This is a genomic window from Candidatus Palauibacter australiensis, assembly GCA_026705295.1.
Taxonomy (GTDB): Bacteria; Gemmatimonadota; Gemmatimonadetes; order Palauibacterales; family Palauibacteraceae; genus Palauibacter; species Palauibacter australiensis.
Genome location: JAPPBA010000034.1, coordinates 1 through 16,616 on the forward strand (window position 1 = coordinate 1; position 16,616 = coordinate 16,616).

14 protein-coding genes are annotated in these 16,616 nt (G+C 69.2%); 6 read left to right on the plus strand and 8 right to left on the minus strand.

Going from position 1 to position 16,616, the window contains the following annotated elements; all coding sequences use genetic code 11:
* Positions 1–2,566 (minus strand): CRTAC1 family protein (locus tag OXN85_02310; GenBank protein ID MCY3598793.1); only part of this gene is annotated, 2,566 nt, incomplete at its 3' end.
* Positions 2,567–2,736: 170 nt separating this feature from the next.
* Between OXN85_02310 and OXN85_02315 the strand changes: the two genes are divergently transcribed.
* The 3 genes from OXN85_02315 to OXN85_02325 are packed head-to-tail and all read left to right on the plus strand — an operon-like array spanning position 2,737 to position 4,824.
* Positions 2,737–3,180, plus strand: coding sequence for a hypothetical protein (locus tag OXN85_02315; GenBank protein ID MCY3598794.1), 444 nt, complete (start codon positions 2,737–2,739; stop codon positions 3,178–3,180).
* Positions 3,177–3,308 (plus strand): hypothetical protein, encoded by a 132-nt coding sequence (locus tag OXN85_02320; protein MCY3598795.1) that lies wholly within the window; start codon positions 3,177–3,179, stop codon positions 3,306–3,308. The genes OXN85_02315 and OXN85_02320 overlap by 4 nt, the downstream gene beginning before the upstream one ends.
* Before the next feature lie 19 nt (positions 3,309–3,327).
* Positions 3,328–4,824 carry an SDR family oxidoreductase gene (locus OXN85_02325; GenBank protein ID MCY3598796.1) on the plus strand — a complete coding sequence of 499 codons (1,497 nt, stop codon included), beginning with the start codon at positions 3,328–3,330 and terminating at the stop codon, positions 4,822–4,824.
* Here the strand turns inward: OXN85_02325 and OXN85_02330 are convergent, their stop codons facing one another.
* Together OXN85_02330 and OXN85_02335 are read right to left on the minus strand one after the other, a co-directional pair.
* On the minus strand, positions 4,825–5,211 hold the full coding sequence (locus OXN85_02330; protein MCY3598797.1) for a type II toxin-antitoxin system VapC family toxin: 387 nt from the start codon (positions 5,209–5,211) through the stop codon (positions 4,825–4,827).
* A 2-nt stretch (positions 5,212–5,213) separates the two neighbouring features.
* Positions 5,214–5,450: a type II toxin-antitoxin system prevent-host-death family antitoxin gene (locus OXN85_02335; protein ID MCY3598798.1), complete on the minus strand. Its 237-nt coding sequence runs from the start codon at positions 5,448–5,450 to the stop codon at positions 5,214–5,216.
* Between the two features lie 220 nt (positions 5,451–5,670).
* Between OXN85_02335 and OXN85_02340 the strand changes: the two genes are divergently transcribed.
* Complete coding sequence (locus OXN85_02340) at positions 5,671–6,177, plus strand: DinB family protein (protein ID MCY3598799.1); 507 nt, start codon at positions 5,671–5,673, stop codon at positions 6,175–6,177.
* Positions 6,178–6,198: 21 nt separating this feature from the next.
* On the opposite strand, the gene OXN85_02345 is transcribed toward OXN85_02340, so the two are convergent.
* From OXN85_02345 to OXN85_02365, 5 genes are all read right to left on the minus strand, one after another.
* Positions 6,199–6,555 carry a hypothetical protein gene (locus tag OXN85_02345; GenBank protein ID MCY3598800.1) on the minus strand — a complete coding sequence of 119 codons (357 nt, stop codon included), beginning with the start codon at positions 6,553–6,555 and terminating at the stop codon, positions 6,199–6,201.
* 94 nt (positions 6,556–6,649) lie between these two features.
* Positions 6,650–7,783, minus strand: a complete 1,134-nt coding sequence (locus OXN85_02350) for an amidohydrolase family protein (GenBank protein MCY3598801.1) — start codon at positions 7,781–7,783, stop codon at positions 6,650–6,652.
* 45 nt (positions 7,784–7,828) lie between these two features.
* Positions 7,829–8,587 carry a creatininase family protein gene (locus OXN85_02355; protein ID MCY3598802.1) on the minus strand — a complete coding sequence of 253 codons (759 nt, stop codon included), beginning with the start codon at positions 8,585–8,587 and terminating at the stop codon, positions 7,829–7,831.
* Positions 8,588–8,697: 110 nt separating this feature from the next.
* Entirely contained in the window at positions 8,698–9,066 is a 369-nt protein-coding gene (locus tag OXN85_02360) for a BlaI/MecI/CopY family transcriptional regulator (protein ID MCY3598803.1), read from the minus strand.
* A 59-nt stretch (positions 9,067–9,125) separates the two neighbouring features.
* Positions 9,126–10,685 carry a M56 family metallopeptidase gene (locus tag OXN85_02365; GenBank protein ID MCY3598804.1) on the minus strand — a complete coding sequence of 520 codons (1,560 nt, stop codon included), beginning with the start codon at positions 10,683–10,685 and terminating at the stop codon, positions 9,126–9,128.
* 305 nt (positions 10,686–10,990) lie between these two features.
* Between OXN85_02365 and OXN85_02370 the strand changes: the two genes are divergently transcribed.
* Together OXN85_02370 and OXN85_02375 are read left to right on the plus strand one after the other, a co-directional pair.
* Positions 10,991–14,242 (plus strand): hypothetical protein, encoded by a 3,252-nt coding sequence (locus OXN85_02370; GenBank protein ID MCY3598805.1) that lies wholly within the window; start codon positions 10,991–10,993, stop codon positions 14,240–14,242.
* A gap of 121 nt (positions 14,243–14,363) precedes the next feature.
* Positions 14,364–16,616, plus strand: a 2,253-nt coding sequence (locus OXN85_02375; GenBank protein MCY3598806.1) for a hypothetical protein, incomplete at its 3' end; no start/stop codon positions are given.

Here is a 16,616-nt window from a genome sequence, read left to right on the forward strand (position 1 = left end):
GAACCGCCGCGTTCGAGTCGTCGAGGACGTAGCGGCCGCCCTCGTTGAGGAAGAGGCGAGAGGTCGCCGCAGCCGGGTACTGGCCGGGGATCACACGCCCTCCCGCGAAGAGATCGACGTCGCCGTCCCCGTCGACGTCGGCCGCCGCGAGCGGGCCGGTGCTCGACTCGGCGGCCGGGAGCGTCTGCGCCTCCCGGAGCACCGAGCCGGAGGCCCGCAGCAGCGTGGCCGAGGTGGCCGCCCGGTCGGTGCCGTCGTACGTCGCGGTTCCGACGACCACCGTGGCGCCGGCCCGGCCGGGGACGATGACGAGGCCCGTCTGGTCGCCCGGGGATGGCGCCGCCCCGGCCGCCCCGCCGCCGTGCGCGCCCCGGTCCGGCGAGAACCCGCCCTCGCCGTCGCCGCGGAAGACCGAGAGGCCGACCCCGCCCCCGCCGCCGACCAGGGCGTCGGTGTCCCCGTCACCGTCGATATCGCTCCACGCGACGCCCGGGCCGCCCTGTCCCAAACGCCACGTGATGAGCGGCTGCTGCGCGAAGTCGTCGAACGCGTTCTCCCGGTGACGGTGCCCAAGCAGCTCGGACACGTCGTCGAACAGGGGTGTGTCCGTTTCCGCCGCCCCCGGAGCCGCCGCCGGAGCCGCCTCCGCGCCGCGGCCCGCGGGCTCGCGGATCTCGTAGATACGGTTCGCGCGGACGTCCTCCACGCGGACCACCGTCCCGTCCCGCCACACGACCTCGAGCGTCATCTCTCCCCCGGCGGCGGCGAAGCTGGCCAGCGCCTCGGAACCGGAGAGGTACAGACCTCCCGCGACGATCTCCTTCGTCTGCGCCGGCAACCCGCTCCCCGACAGACGGACCCGGGCGCCGACGCCCTCCGTGTTAGGCCGCCGACCGACGAGCCGCACGGCCACCCGCGGCGCCCTCCCCACGTTCCGGTACACGCCCGCGGGCGCGAGCAGCCGGTTCGTGACGACGTCCAGATCCCCGTCCCCGTCGAGATCCGCCGCCGCCATGCCGTGCGTGATGTCCTCCTCCCCCGCAAACCCCCACGCCTCGCCCACCTCCTCGAAGGTCAGGTCTCCGCGATTGCGGAAGGCGATGTTGGAGAGGCGCAGCGGCGGGAAGCCGAGAATCCGCTGCCGCCAGTCCATCGAACCCACCCTCTGCGCCGCGTCTTTGTCCATCGCGTCGTAGAAGTGCCCGGTTCCAACGAGCAGATCCTCGAACCCGTCGAGATCGACGTCTACGAACGTGCTTCCCCACGACCAGCCGGATGCGTCGAGGCCCGCGAACTGTGCGGCCTCCGCGAAGGTCCCGTCCCCCCGGCTCACGTAGAGCGTGTTGCGCGGCTTCTGCGGCCGGTTCCGGATCCGTCCCGCGAACTGCGGGTCTGCGACGCCGCCGACGATCTGCTTCATGCGCAGCCGCTGCTCCCGGCTCAACATTTCCGCCACGAAGAAGTCCGCGAAGCCGTCCCGGTCCACGTCCGAAAAATCAACCGCCATGGACGCGAAGCTCGTGCTCCGCATGGCGAGCGGCGCCAGCATCCGGAATCGCCCGGCGCCGTCGTTGATCCAGATGTGATCGGGGCTGTGGAAGTCGTTGCAGACGTACAGGTCGGGATCCCCGTCCCCGTCCATGTCCTGGAAGCGGGCCGCAAGTCCCCACTCCACCGGCTCGGCCTCCAGCGGGCGTCCCTCCTCGTCGAGGAACGCGCCCTCCGTCCAGGGCACCGGCGTGAATCGTCCCGTTCCGTCATTCAGATAGAGCCGGTCGGGTTCCGCGAGCTCCAGCCGGGGGACCATCCCCTCTCGGATCTCGCCGAGCGTGAAGTGCTCCCGCCATTCCGGGAGGATCTCGAACCCGTCCTCCGTCTGCCGGTAGAGGCTGCTCGGCTGAAGGACTTCGGGGGGGAAAAGGTCCTGCACCGTCGCGACCTTGTTGTTCACCACGTACAGGTCGAGGTCCCCGTCCCCGTCGATGTCGGCGAGCGCCATCGACATGCTCCCGAGCGTCGACGAGAGCCCCGCCTCGTCCGTCCCGTCCGTGAAGTGGCCGGTGCCGTCGTTTACGTAGAGCGCGTTCGGTCCGCCGAGCGCGTTGACCAGGAGGTCGAGGTCTCCGTCCCCGTCCACATCCGCGAACACGGCGCCCGTCGAGAAGCGGTCCGCCGCTGCGACCCCCGCCTCCTCGGCGATGTCCTCGAAGCGCCAGCCGCCAAGGTTCCGGTAGAGCCGGTTCGGCCCGTCCATCCCGGCGAAGTAGAGGTCGATCCGGCCGTCGCCGTCCACGTCTCCCGCCGCGACGCCGGACCCGTTCAGATAGTGGCTGTTTGCGATGTACTGCTCCTCGGTCACCACGTTCTCGAACGAGATCCCCGTCTCCGAAGGGTCGAGCCGCTCGAACCCCGGCTCGTCGTCCCCCGACACTCGAAGTTCGGCCCAGCGGTATCCGTCCTCCTCGACCCAGTCGAGCGCCTCCGGCCCGCACCCGCCGTAGAGCGCCGCCGCCGCGAGCAGTGTGACGCGGACGAAGGGCCGGGCGTCCTGGAGAAACTGGGGCATGCGCCTCGCGAAGGTTCGGGATCGACTCGCTCCGTACACGAGACACAACGAGCGAGCGGGCTGTATCATATCACCTGACAATGTCGCGGGAATGCGCACCCACGTTCCCCCGAACCAGGAGAGGAGGTCGCCACGTGAAGCGGAGGTTTGCCGTAGCCGGGAGAGCCGTGGTGCGCGCACTCCGTCGAAGCTTGGGAGCGGTCGCCTTCATCATCCTCTGCGCGACGGTTGGGGGGTGCGGCTTCGCGACGGATCCGGCGGAGAGGCCGCTGGAAGGGAGCTGGCTCGGCGCGGTGAGTCTGATCGACGGGGGAGGCGTGTCCTGGCAGCTCTGGCTGCGGGAGGACGGGCAGGGCAACGTCTCGGGCCGGGTCAGCCGAACGGATTTCCGCCGCCTCCCGCACCCCGCCGAGCAGGTGTCTCCCGGCACGGTGAGCGGCGTGCACGAGCCTTCGAGGGTCCTCTTGACGCTCGACTACGGCGAGTCCTCGGAGCGCTATGACGGTCGCATCCGGTCCGACGATCGCATCACCGGCCTCATCGAACGCGGCACGACCGTTCTGAGCGTCGGCACGCTGGAATTCCGCCGGATCGACACAGGCGGCGGCGGATGACGGACGAAGAGCGGAGACCCCACATCATGGAGTTGATCGCCCGCGCCCCGTGTGGCGAGGCCGTGACCTACCGGGACCGCCGCGACTTCGAGATCCGCCGCGGCGACACCGGCAAGCACGACGACTGACCCGCAGCCGGCGCCCCGATTGCCCCCAACACGGAGCCCGGAGTGGCGGCCACGTCGCGTTCTCGTCACCGGGGCGAGCGGATACGTCGGTGGACGGCTCGTCCCGGCGCTCGAGGCGCGCGGAGAACGGGTTCGCTGTCTCGCTCGTAACCCGCGGTACGTCGCCAACCGGTTCTCGAGCCGGACCGAGATCCTGGCGGGCGACGTGCTGGATCCCGACTCGCTCGTTGAAGCGCTTCAGGGGGTGGACACCGCCTACTATCTCGTCCATTCGATGGGATCGAAGGCCGACTTCGAGGAACAGGACCGCCTCGGTGCCGGCAATTTCGCCCGTGCCGCGCGAGTGCGGAGCGTGCGCCGGGTGATCTATCTCGGCGGCCTCATCGGCGACGGCGAGCTGTCGCCCCACCTCGCGAGCCGGCGGGAAGTCGGCCGCATCCTCGCCGCCGAAGGGCCGCCCACGCTGGAGTTCCGCGCCTCCATCATCATCGGATCGGGGTCGCTCTCCTTCGAACTCCTGCGGAGCCTGGTCAACAAGCTGCCGTGCATGGTTACGCCGCGCTGGGTCCGGACGCCGGCCCAACCCATCGCGATCGACGACGTTATCGCCTACCTGATCCACGGGCTCGATCTCGACCTGGAGCGCAGCGCGGTGTTCGAGATCGGCGGGCCGAGTCCCGTTACCTACGGCGAACTGATGCACGAGTACGCGCGCCAGGTCGGCGTGCGGCGCGTGATGGTCCCGGTCCCCCTCCTCAGTCCGCGACTGTCGAGCCTGTGGCTCGGTCTCGTCACGCCGGTGTATGCGCGGGTGGGCCGGAAGCTCGTGACCAGCCTGCGGAACCAGACGGTCGTGCGCGATGCCGCGGCCCTTGAACGCTTCCCGGTCCGTCCTCTCGATGTGCGCGAGGCGATCGAGCGGGCGCTGAGCGACGAAGACGGCGAGATGGCCCGGACCCGGTGGAGCGACGCCGTCTCGTCAGGCGGCGGGCAGCCGCTCTGGGGCGGGAAACGCGTGGGTTCCCGGATCGTCGACCGGCAGCAGGCGGTGGTGGAAGTCGGTGCCGAGCGCGCCTTCGTGCCGATCGAGCGCATCGGCGGCACGAACGGCTGGTACTACGCCAACTGGCTGTGGGTGCTGCGCGGATCCGCGGATCTCCTCCTGGGCGGGGTCGGCATGCGGCGCGGCCGGCCGCATCCGACCGAGCTGCGCCCCGGCGACCCGCTCGACTTCTGGCGCGTGGAGGCCGTCGTACCCGGCCGCCTGCTCCGCCTGCGGGCCGAGATGAAGGTCCCGGGACGCGCTTGGCTCCAGTTCGAAGTCGAACCCCGAAAGGTCGGCAGCCGGATCACGCAGACCGCCATCTTCGACCCGCTGGGCCTCGGCGGCCTGCTGTACTGGTACCTCCTCTATCCCATCCACCGGCTGATCTTCCGCGGCATGCTCCGCGGCATCGTGCGGCGCATCGATTCGGCGCCCGCGAGGGATCCGGAACCTCGAGCAAAGCGCGAGTAGCTACCAGAGACGATCCAGACCGTAGCGGTCGAATACTCCGTCGATCGAGATGATCGGAAGGCCGCGCGCGAGAGCCTGTGCTGCGAGCATTCGGTCGAAGGGGTCCCGATGGGGGCCGGGCAGGCGCCCGGCGCGTTCCCCGTCGCTGACGCTGATGGCAAGTTCGCTGAACCCCTGATCGGATATGCGGCCGGCCACATCCAGGGCCACCGCCTCGCCACCCGGCAGTCGGCCGATCCGGTGCTTCGTCGCGATTTCCCACGCGGAAGCCGCGCTGACGGCGATGTCGTTCGTCTCGTCCGAAATAAGACGGCGAGCCTTTCGGGACAGCCGCCCGCTGTCCGCGAGCCACCAGAGAAACGCATGCGTGTCCAGCAACACGCGCACCGCTATCTGCCTTCCCAGGCGGCCAGTTCCTCCTCCGGAAGCGGGTCGAAGAAGCTGTCGGGGATCACGATCCGGTCCCTTAGAACATCCGGTTGGCGCTTGCCGGCCGGCTTGCAGGCCACCAGCCGTGCCACCGGCTCGCCGCGGCGAGCGATGACGATGTCCTCTCCAGCTTCCACCTGTGCCAGAAGGCGAGACAACTGTGTCTTGGCTTCATGAACGTTCACGACGTGCGACATCTCCCCTCCGGAACTCAGTATCTAGTTAATAATCTAGCTAATAATCTAGCTAAGTCGCGATGCGGATCAAGACGCCCGGCGTTCCGGCAGAACCGGGCGAAGCGTCGGTACCGCGGCGGGCGCATGGTTCCCTCCACCAGGCGGACATTGCAGGTTACCGCGCCCGCTGGACCGTCACCGCCCGGAAGGCGGCGACCGCGCACCCACAACGGAGTCTCCCATGATTGCTCAACAGACCCTCATGCAGTTCGACCACATCGTGACGGGCTGCCGCGCCACGCTGGAAGCCGTGCCGGACGACCGCCTCGACTGGCGCCCGCACGAGAAGTCGTGGACGCTCGGCGAACTGGCGACCCACGTCGCGATGCTCCCCAACTGGACCGTGGCGACGCTGACCATGTCCGAGTTCGACGTGGCCCCGGACGGCGATGGCCCGCCGCAGAATCCCGAACTCAAGTCCTCGGCCGAACTCGTCGCGGCGCTCGAACAGAGCGCGGCTGCGGCGCGGGAGACGATCGAGGCCACCTCGGATGAGACCTTCGCCGGTTCGTGGACGCTCAAGGTGGCGGGAGAGGATCGCTTCTCGATGCCCAAGGCGGTCGTGATGCGGAGCTTCATCCTCGACCACCTGGTCCACCACCGGGCGCAACTGGGCGTCTACCTGCGGCTCCTCGACGTGCCGGTGCCCCAGATGTTCGGGCCCACGGCGGACTATCCGGATATGTGACGGGAAGGGGCGGCGCCGCGGTCAGTCCAGGAGCTTCAGCCAGCTCCGCAGTTCGCTCGCCTTGTCGGCTTGGCGGCTGATCGATTCGCGGTTCACGTCGTTCAACTCGATGGGACCCCGCACGGGAACGGTCCCCGCCTGCTCGGCCGCGGCGTACGCCTCCTCGGCGTCCCTGAGGGCATCGACGAACGCCCCGGCCGCGCGGTGTACCAGGGCTGCGGCGTCCGTCTTCGACTCGCGAGCCGTTTCCAGCCGTTCCTCCGCCCTCTTCACCGCGAGCGTGGCGTTGGCCAGCCCTCGGTACGCCGCGTCGTACGCCTCCTCCTTCGACATCGCCATCCGGTAGGCGTCGAGGGCTCTCTTCGCCGGATCCTTCATCTATACGTCCTCTTTAACGGTGCCGCCTATCGGTGCCGTGTGCCACTGGACCGCCGCGGGGAAGATAGCGCGCGGGCTCGACCCGCGGACAAGTCTACGGAAACCGGCTTCGGTCGATGTCGGGGATGATCCGGAGCGCGTTCTCGAAGTAGACCTTCCGCAGGACCTCGTCCGGCAGGTCGAGACCGTACATGCGCCAGAAGGCGTGGTACCTGCGGTAGTAGGGGAAGTACTCGTCGGCGGTCTCCAGCACCCGGAAGTACGTGGGGTACTCGTCCGGCGCCCAGGAGTCCTTCCCCATCAGGATGCGGTCCTGGTACTCGGTGAAGAATTCGCGGGCGAAGCGGGGCTGCCGGCCCGGCTCGTAGATCACGGCGCCGAGTCCGACGTTCATGTTGGGGATCTCGTCCAGGAGCTGTCCGAGGCGTCCGAGGTCGTGGCCGAGCCACGCGAGGTGGGCGGCGATGAACGTCGTCTCCGGGTGCCGGCGGAACATGTTCAACTGCTCCTCCAGTACCAGCTCGAAGGAGGGGGGGCCGGTCTGTCGGCGGCGGGGCCGGAGGCGAAGCTCGAGCCAGCGCTCGTTGCTTTCGTCCATCGGCTCCCAGAACGACGCGGGGTCTCCCGAGTGGATGAGGACGGGGATGCCGAGTTCTCCCGCCTTCGCCCAGATCGGGTCGAGGCGCGGGTCGTCGACGGGGACGCGCCGGTCGGCGGCATCGGTGAGCCACAGCCCGAGGTTCTTGAAAATCTTGAGCCCGCGGGCGCCGGCTTCGACGTCGGCCTCCAGCCGGGCCGCGGCCAGCGCCCCGAATTCGGGGTTCCCGATGTCGCTGAAGTCGACGTTCGCGAACACGACGAAACGGCCGGGATACGCGGCCTCGAAAGCCTCGATCTGCTGCCCGAGGCGGGGGCCCGTGCCGCCGCTCAGGTTGACGCCGACGGCGAGGTTGAGCGCGTCCATGTCGCGCACGAGCTGGTCGAGCTGTGGGCGCGGCATCGTCCCGTTGAGGTGCAGGTGGACATCTACGAAGGGGAAGGCCGCGCGCGAGACCGGGTTCTCGGGCACGACCAGCGTCGAGCGGGGGTCGTACGCCTCGACCGTCATCGTCGCGGACGTGTCGGGCGGCGCGGCCGGCGGGCCCCGCCGCACCTGTCCATGGCCCGCGATGGGCCACGCGACTCCCAGCATGAGCGCAACCATCGCGCCTGTCCGCGTTCGCGTCATCCCGTCATCTCCATCGTCGGGTCCGAGCCGGAATCCGGAGCGTCGCTACCCCGCGAAAAACGCGGCGATTCGATCCGCCAGCGCCGCGATCATCGTCTCGCCGAGTTCGGCGCTCGCCCCGCGCGCGTCGCCGAGGATGCCGTTCGGCGTCACGCTCGCGAACCCCTCGCTGAGCACGCGCCGGATGAGTTCCGGCTCCTCTTCGGGCGTCGTCAGGCGCCCGCGCTCGGCCAGTTCCGCGCGGACGATCCCGTCGTGCATGGCCATCATGATCGACGTCTCGGCGATGTCCGCGTGGCCGCCCACGCGACCCCCGAGCCCCGCCTCCGCTTCGGCGACCTCGCGCCACACCCCGATGACCTCGGCCAGGTCCGCGTATACGTCCACGGAACAGTCGGACCCCGCCGCTTCGTTGAACGCGTCACGCGCCTCGGCGAGGGGGGCGAAGTTGCCTCCGTGCGAGGGGACGAAACAGATGCGCCGGAAGCCGTGGTGCGCGAGGCTGGCGACGTAGTCCCTGCAGACGGCGAGGAAGGTTTCCTTCTCGAGGGAGACGGTGCCGGGGAACGCCATGTGGTGTGCGGACCATCCCACGCGGATGGTCGGCGCCACGAGCGCGCCTCCGAGCCGCCGGGCGATCTCGACCGCGAGCCGGTCGCCGTGCTCGGCGTCCACGAACAGCGGCAGGTGCGGCCCGTGCTGCTCCACCGCCCCGGCCGCGACGACGACGGTCGTGACTCCCGCCTCGATCGCCGCCCCGATCTCGGGCGACGTCATCCGCTCCATCCGTATTTCGGCAGCCATTCGGGTGACGCTCCGGCTCGCTGGGGCTGGGAGGCGGGACGATCCAGATCCCGCAGCCTGTCGCAAGCCGAAGATCCCCCGACCCGGCCGGGCGCGCTACCCTGCGTCGGTCATCCTTCCTCCAGGATCTCGCGCAGGCGTTCGATCTCCTCGGGTTCGAGCTTCCGCTCTTCCATCAACTGCGTGATCATCGGCACGAGGGAGCCGCCGGTGATCCGGTCGGCCAGCGCCTCGAGCCGTGCGGATGCGTACGCCTCGCGGCTGATTCGGGCGGAGAAGAGTTGCGTGCCGAGGCTGGCGTCACGGTGGACGAAACCCTTGTCCTCGAGCCGCTGCAGCAGGCGCTGGATGGTGCCGTGCGCCGACCTCGTCGTGTCCGGATAGAGCAGGTCGCGAAGCCGGCGGGCCGTGAGGCGCCCCTCCTTCCAGAGTCGCTCCATGACCGCGAGTTCGGCGTTGGCCAGGCGCGGTGTCGTCATGCGAAACCCTTTCTCGATAGGCTTTGGCGCCGGGGTATCGAGCGCGTGACCCCCCCGCACTATCTCCTGAGGCGAACGCGGAGGTTCCCCTGGCTGGTGCGAATGAGGAGCTTCCCCTGGCTGGTGGCCGCCGCTTTACAAGTCATCTTGCGGGCGACGACTTCGCCCTCGGAGGAACTCACGCTCGAGCCTTCCGCACGGGTGCATTCGATGTGTGTCTCGCTAAGGAAGCTGTCCTGCTTGATAGGGCGCACGCGCAGGTGGCGGGCCAGTTCGGACTTGGCCGCCGCCGCTTGCGGCGGGAGTCCGGCCTCAAGCGTCACGGATCGGAGCCCCGCGAGGTCCAACTCGACGACCTTGGGGCCTCGCGCCCCGTCGGCCGGAGTCACGGCCAGGAACAAGTCGGCTGGAGTGCGGTTTGAGAGGGCCGCCTCCCCGGCGTCCCCGAGGGCGTCGGCGAGGTCGGCCGGGAGAGCGTGCTCCGTGGCGATCGCCTCGATCAGCTTGCGCATCACATGCGGCCGTAGGGGTGTGACGGCTGCCGGATTATCTCCCCGGTCGTCGAGGTGCAGGACCGCCTCCTCGTTCGCCGGGACGAAGGCCGGGTCGACGGAGGTGAGGTTCGACTGGTCGGTGCAGTAGACGAGGCCGCCCGCGAGCAGGCAGACGGCGCCGCAGCGCAGGGCGACGCGGAGCCAGCGCGGGGTGGGGGTCGAGGTTCGGTTCGTCATGATCACACGAAATCTCCTTTCAAGCCGCGACGCTCGGCCGCAGCGATCGATCGTACTCGCGAAGGTCAGGGGGCCCGGGAGCGGGGACTTCGAGATGAAGTCGATCACCCGGAGCAGCGCCCCCGCGTACGTGCGGGGTTCGGCCGCGATCGCGGCGACGGCGAGCGCGTCGCAGCACAGTTCCTCGGACGCCCGCAGCCGTCGGCGGGCCCACCAGGCGACGGGGTTCCACCAGAAGGCTGCGCACGCGAGCCACTCGAGCCAGCGCACGACGTGGTCGCGGCGCCGGATATGGGCGAGTTCATGCGCCAGGATGCAGCGCAGGTCGGACTCGTTCATCTCGGCCAGCAGTGTCGAGGGGATGAGGACCCGCACCTTCCCGCCGGCCCACCACACCATGGGTGAGAGCTGCGCGCGCGTCGCATAAACGGCGGGGGTCGCGCGGAGACCGAGCCTGCGGGCGATCTCCCGCGCGAGGCGCCGGACCTCGGGCGGCGCGGGTTCCGAAGCGCCTAGGAGCGAGCGATGGAAGCGGAGCGTGCGCACGAGCGTCCAGCCGAGTACGGAAGCGCTGCCCAGGAGCCAGAGCCAAACGAGGGTGTCCCCGCCGTGGCTCCGCAGCCACTCGAGCAGCGTAGCCCCGGCGGATGGCGCCGACTCCGCCTCCAGAACACCGATCGCGGCCGCAAGCCCCGCCGCATCGACGCCCGCCGACCAGACCGGGATCGAGACGGACGGCGGCACGAGCAGGACCGCGAGCGGCAGCAGCCACAGCCCGTGCGCCAGCGACGGGTTCCGGCGGCGCCGCGCCGCGATCCACGCCAGTCCCGCAAGCCCGATCGAGATCGCCAGCTTGCTGGCCCCGATCTGGAGAATCACGTCCGTCATTGGTGTCTTCCCGCCTGTCGCATCCCGGCTCTTTTTCCGGACTCGTCGACGTTTTCACGACGACATGTCGTAAGTTTACGACTCGATGTCGTAACCGTCAAGCGGAGACACGCGGCGCGGGGCGGAGACGAGGTGGAAGCCAGGCGGAAGCGGGCTTGGGAAGCCGGATTCGCGGGACCCCGTTTCAGATTCCGGTGGGTTCATCTATTCTATACGGGCTGTGTGGTCGGGTGGGGTGGCCGGTACCGCTTCCTTGCCCGGACCGCTCCCTCCCGCGGAACCCCTGCCGAAACGAGGTAAGCGAGATGCGTACGCGCTCAGGGCTCCCGGTGTCTCTTTCTCTCCTCGCGGTGCTCGCCCTCACCGCAGCCCCCCTTCCCGCGCTGGCGCAGGACGCCGATCTGCAGGCGGCCGTCCAGGCGCTCGAATGGCGCGAAATCGGTCCCACGATCATGGGCGGCCGGATCGCCGACCTCGCGGTCAACGAGGCCGATCCGTCCACCTTCTACGTCGGCGTCGCGACGGGCGGCGTGTGGAAGACGATCAATGGCGGAAGCACGTTCGAGTCGGTCTTCGACGACCAGACGATGCTCTCCGTCGGGGATATCACGCTCGCGCCGTCGAACCCGAATGTGGTCTGGGTCGGCTCGGGCGAGCCGCAGAACCGCCAGTCCTCCCCGTGGGGGATGGGCGTGTTCCGCTCGACGGATGCCGGCCGGACCTGGACCCATCTCGGACTCGAGGCGACGCACCACATCTCGCGCATCCAGGTCCATCCGCGGAATCCGGACGTGGCCTACGTGGCGGCGATGGGCCGCCTGTGGGGCGCGAACCCGGAGCGCGGCGTGTACCGGACGATGGACGGCGGCGAGACGTGGGAACTCGTCCTCCACGTCGACGAGCACACCGGCGCGATCGACCTCGCCATGGATCCCGGCGATCCGATGACGCTGTTCGCGGCCATGTACCAGCGGCAGCGCACGCTTTGGGGCTTCAACGGCGGCGGTCCCGGGGGCGGCATCTACCGGACGATGGACGGCGGCGACAACTGGACGAAGCTCGCCGGCGGCCTGCCGGAGGGTGACGTCGGCCGCATCGGGCTCGACATCTACCGCCGCGACGGCAACCTCGTCTGGGCGATCGTCGAGGCCGACGCGCGCGCGCCGGGCCAGGGCTTCGGTGCCCAGGACGACGCCGACCGCAAGACGGGCACCTACAAGTCGACTGACCGCGGCGAGACCTGGGTGCAGACGAGCACGACCAACAACCGCCCCATGTACTACAGCCAGATCCGCATCGATCCGAACGATCCCGAGCGGCTCTACCTGGGCGGATCGAGCCTGTACCGCACCTCCGACGGGGGGTACAACTTCACGCCGGACGCGGCCTCGGAGGTCCACTCCGACCACCACGCGCTCTGGATCAACCCGGCGAACTCCGACCACCTCATCCTGGGCGGCGACGGCGGTGTTTCGATCAGCTGGGACCGCTCCGACAACTGGCGCCAGCTGACGAACCTGCCCCTCGCGCAGTTCTACGAGATCGGCGTCGACAACCGCGACCCCTATCACGTGTGCGGCGGCCTCCAGGACAACGGCTCATGGTGCGGTCCGTCGGACACCTGGTCCAACCAGGGGATCCGGCCCCGCGACTGGTACAACGTGGGGAGCGGCGACGGCTACTTCACCGTCCTCCATCCCAACGGCGAGGAGATGATCGCGGAGTCCCAGAACGGAAATCCGATGCGCGTGAACCTCAAGACGGGCGAGCGGCTGCGGATGCGTCCGCTGGGGCGCCCCGAAGGGGATGACGAGGATCTGCCCGACTTCCGCTGGAACTGGGACACGCCGGTCGAGGTGTCGCCGAGCGATCCGAACACGGTCTATTACGGGTCGAACGTCGTGTTCAAGACGCCCGACTACGGACAGACGTGGGAGCAGATCTCTCCCGACCTGACGAAGAACATCGACCGCGAGACGCTCTCGATCATGGGCGTCCTCGGCTCCGAGCCGATGATGTCGGCGAACGACGGGACCTCGACCTTCGGTAACATGATCTCGATCGAGGAATCGCCGCTCGATCCGATGGTCGTGTACGCGGGCACGGACGACGGGAACCTGCAGGTCACGCGGGACGGCGGCGGGACGTGGACGAACGTGGCGCCGAACATGCCGGGCGTGCCTGACCAGTTGTACATGACGCGGATCGTCGCCTCGCACGCCGACCCCGGCACGGTGTGGGTGGCGGGGGACAACCACCGCAACGACGACATGGCCCCCTACCTGTACGTCTCGAACGACTTCGGCGAGTCGTGGCGGGCGGTGAGGGACGGGATCCCGGACGGATGGTCGCTGAACGCGCTGGCGCAGCACCACCGCGCCGCGAACCTCCTCTTCGCCGGTAACGAGATCGGCACCTACTTCTCGATCGACGCGGGCAACTCGTGGCACCCGCTGCTGCGGAACATGCCGCCGGCGCCGGTGGACGACATCAAGATCCAGGAGCGCGAGAACGATCTCGTGATCGGCACGCACGGGCGCGGGATCTGGATCATGGAGGACATCACGCCGCTCGAAGAACTGAGCCAGGCCGTGCTCGCCTCCGAGGCGCACCTCTTCTCGACCCAGTCGGCCGTCGCCTACAACCCGTACACGCCGCAGGGCTGGACGCCGGGCGTGTGGGAGGCGGAGAACCCGCCGCAGGGCGCCCGCATCCGCTACTGGCTGGGCAGCGACCTGCCGGAGGCCCCGACGGCCGACGAGGAAGGCGGCGAGACCGGCGAACGGATCGTGACCTCCGGCGGTCCCTCCGCGAACGGCGACGACCCGGTGCCGATGTCCGCGATGGCGGGCAAGGCGACGATCGCGATCCTCGACTCCGACGGCTCGGTCATCCGTGAACTCGAAGGCGGCGGCGACCGCGGCCTCAACGAGGTCATCTGGGATCTGCGCTACGAGCCGCCGCCGGCCGCGCCTGGCGGTGGAAACTTCTTCCGCTCCGGCAGCGTGGCGCCGAAGGTCCTCCCGGGGACGTACACGGCCCGGCTGGACGCGGCGGGGCAGACGCTCGAGACCTCGGTCACGGTGCGGCTCGATCCGCGCGTGAACATCAGCCAGGGCGACCTCATGGCGCGCCAAGAGGCGCTCATGAGCGCCTACGCGCTGGCGAAGCCGACGAACCAGGGGCTGCAGGCACTGGCCCGGATGCGCGAGCACCTGTCCTCCGTCGAGGACCAGCTCGAGGGCCACGACGTCGCAGAGTCTCTGAATGCGGAGCTTGAGGCCCTGGGCGAGGAACTGGACGAGATCGGAGACGAACTCGACAGTGCCCGGGGTGGGGCGGGCGTGTCCGGCGGCCTGTCCGGCTATCACACGGCGCCGACGGCGGACATGCTCTACCAGCTTGAGCGCGGCTGGGGCGCGCTGCCCGGCGCCATCGACCGCCTCAACGCCGTAATCGAGGATCGCATGCCGGCGCTCTACGCGGCGCTGCAGGCGGCGGGGGTCCGCCCGGACCTCGGCGATTCGATAGAGGTGCCGATCCCGCCGACGCGCTGAAACGTCCGTTCCGGTTCGAAGCTGACCGTTTCGCAACGGAGTCCGCCCGCCGCGAGCCCGAAGATCCGGGCTCGCGGCGGGCGGCGCCACTTCCGGCCAACTGACACACGAGGTGAGCAAGATGCATACGCGCTCAGGGCTCCCGGTCACGCGTTCGTTCGTCGCAGTACTCGCTCTCACGGCCTGGCCCGCACCCGCGCCGGCCCAGGACCCGGACATGGCCGCGGCGGTCGCCGCGCTCGAATGGCGGGAGATCGGCCCCACGATCATGGGTGGCCGCATCGCCGACATCGCCGTCGTCGAGTCCGATCCGTCCACCTTCTACGTCGGCGTGGGGACCGGTGGCTTGTGGAAGACGACCGACCACGGGACGACCTTCGAGTCCGTTTTTGACGACCAGCCGATGCTGTCGATCGGGGATGTGACCATCGCTCCTTCCAACCCGAACGTCGTGTGGGTGGGATCGGGCGAGCCGCAGAACCGCCAGAGTTCACCATGGGGGATGGGCGTATTCCGCTCGACGGACGCGGGGCGCACCTGGGTCCACCTGGGTCTTGAGGAAACCCATCATGTCTCGCGCATTCAGGTCGACCACGGAAACCCGGACGTCGCCTACGTGGCCGCCGTAGGCCACCTGTGGGGCTCGAACCCCGAGCGCGGCGTGTACCGGACCCGGGACGGGGGCGAGACGTGGGACCTGGTCCTCTACGTGGACGAGCATACGGGGGCCATCGATCTAGCCATGGACCCGGCCGATCCGAAGACGCTGTTCGCGGCCATGTACCAGCGGCAACGCAAGGTGTGGGGCTTCAACGGCGGCGGGCCGGGGAGCGGCCTCTACCGGACGACGGACGGTGGCGACACGTGGACGAAGCTCGCAGGCGGCCTGCCGGATGGGGACCTCGGCCGCATCGGGGTCGACATCTACCGGCGTGACGGCAACCTGGTGATGGCGATCGTCGAGGCCGACAAGCGGGCGCCCGGACAGGTCGATCCGGTCGGCGGCCGGGCGGAAGACCCGAACCGCCCGACGGGTGTGTACCGGTCGACCGACCGCGGCGAGACGTGGACGCAGGTCAGCGCGACCAACAACCGTCCCATGTACTACAGCCAGATCCGCATCGACCCCAACGACCCCGAGCGCGTCTATCTGGGCGGACGCGACCTGTACCGCTCCTCCGACGGCGGCTACACGTTCACCGCCGACGCGGCCTCGGAGGTTCACCCCGACCACCACGCGCTGTGGATCAACCCGGCGAACTCCGACCACCTCATTCTGGGCGGTGATGGGGGCGTCGCGATCAGCTGGAATCGCTCGGACACGTGGCGACAACTGCGCAACCTTCCGCTCGCGCAGTTCTACGAGATCGACGTCGACGAGCGCGACCCCTACCACGTGTGCGGCGGTCTGCAGGACAACGGCTCGTGGTGCGCCCCGTCGGAGACGTGGTCGGACCACGGGATCCGGCCGCGCGACTGGTACAACGTGGGGATGAGCGACGGCTACTTCACGGTCATCCACCCCGATGGCGAGATGATGCTGGTGGAGGCCGAAGACGGGCGCCTGATGCGGTCGAATCTGAAGACCGGCGAGCGGCTGTGGATTCGGCCGCTGGGCCGCGCGGCGGACGATGGCGAGGGCCCGCCCGACTACCGCTGGAACTGGAACGCGCCGATCGAGGTGTCGCCCGGCGACCCGAACACGATCTACTTCGGTGGGAACACCCTCTTCAGGTCGACGGACTACGGACAGACGTGGGAGCAGATCTCCGGAGACCTGACCCGAAACATCGACCGCGGGGCACTCGACATCATGGGGGTCCCCGGTTCCGAGCCGATGATGTCCGCAAACGACGGGACGACCAGCTTCGGGAGCCTGGTCTCGATTGAGGCCTCGCCGCTCGACCCGATGGTCGTCTACGCGGGCACCGACGACGGGAACCTGCAGGTCACCCGCGATGGCGGGGCGACGTGGACGAACACCGCGCCGAACATGCCGGACGCGCCCGACCGGTTGTACATGACCCGGATCGTGGCGTCGCACGCCGATGTGGGGACCGTATGGGTAGCGGGCGACAACCACCGCGACGACGACATGGCACCGTACCTGTACGTTTCGCACGACTACGGTGAGTCGTGGCGGGCGGTCGCGGACGGGATCCCGGACGGCTGGTCGCTGAACGCACTCCAGCAGCACCCGCGGGCGGCGAACCTCCTCTTCGCCGGCAACGAGATCGGCATCTATTTCTCGATCGACGCGGGCAACTCGTGGCACCCGCTGCTGCGGAACATGCCGCCCGCGCCGGTGGACGACATCAAGATCCAGGCGCGGGAGAACGATCTCGTGATCGGCACGCACGGGCGCGGGATCTGG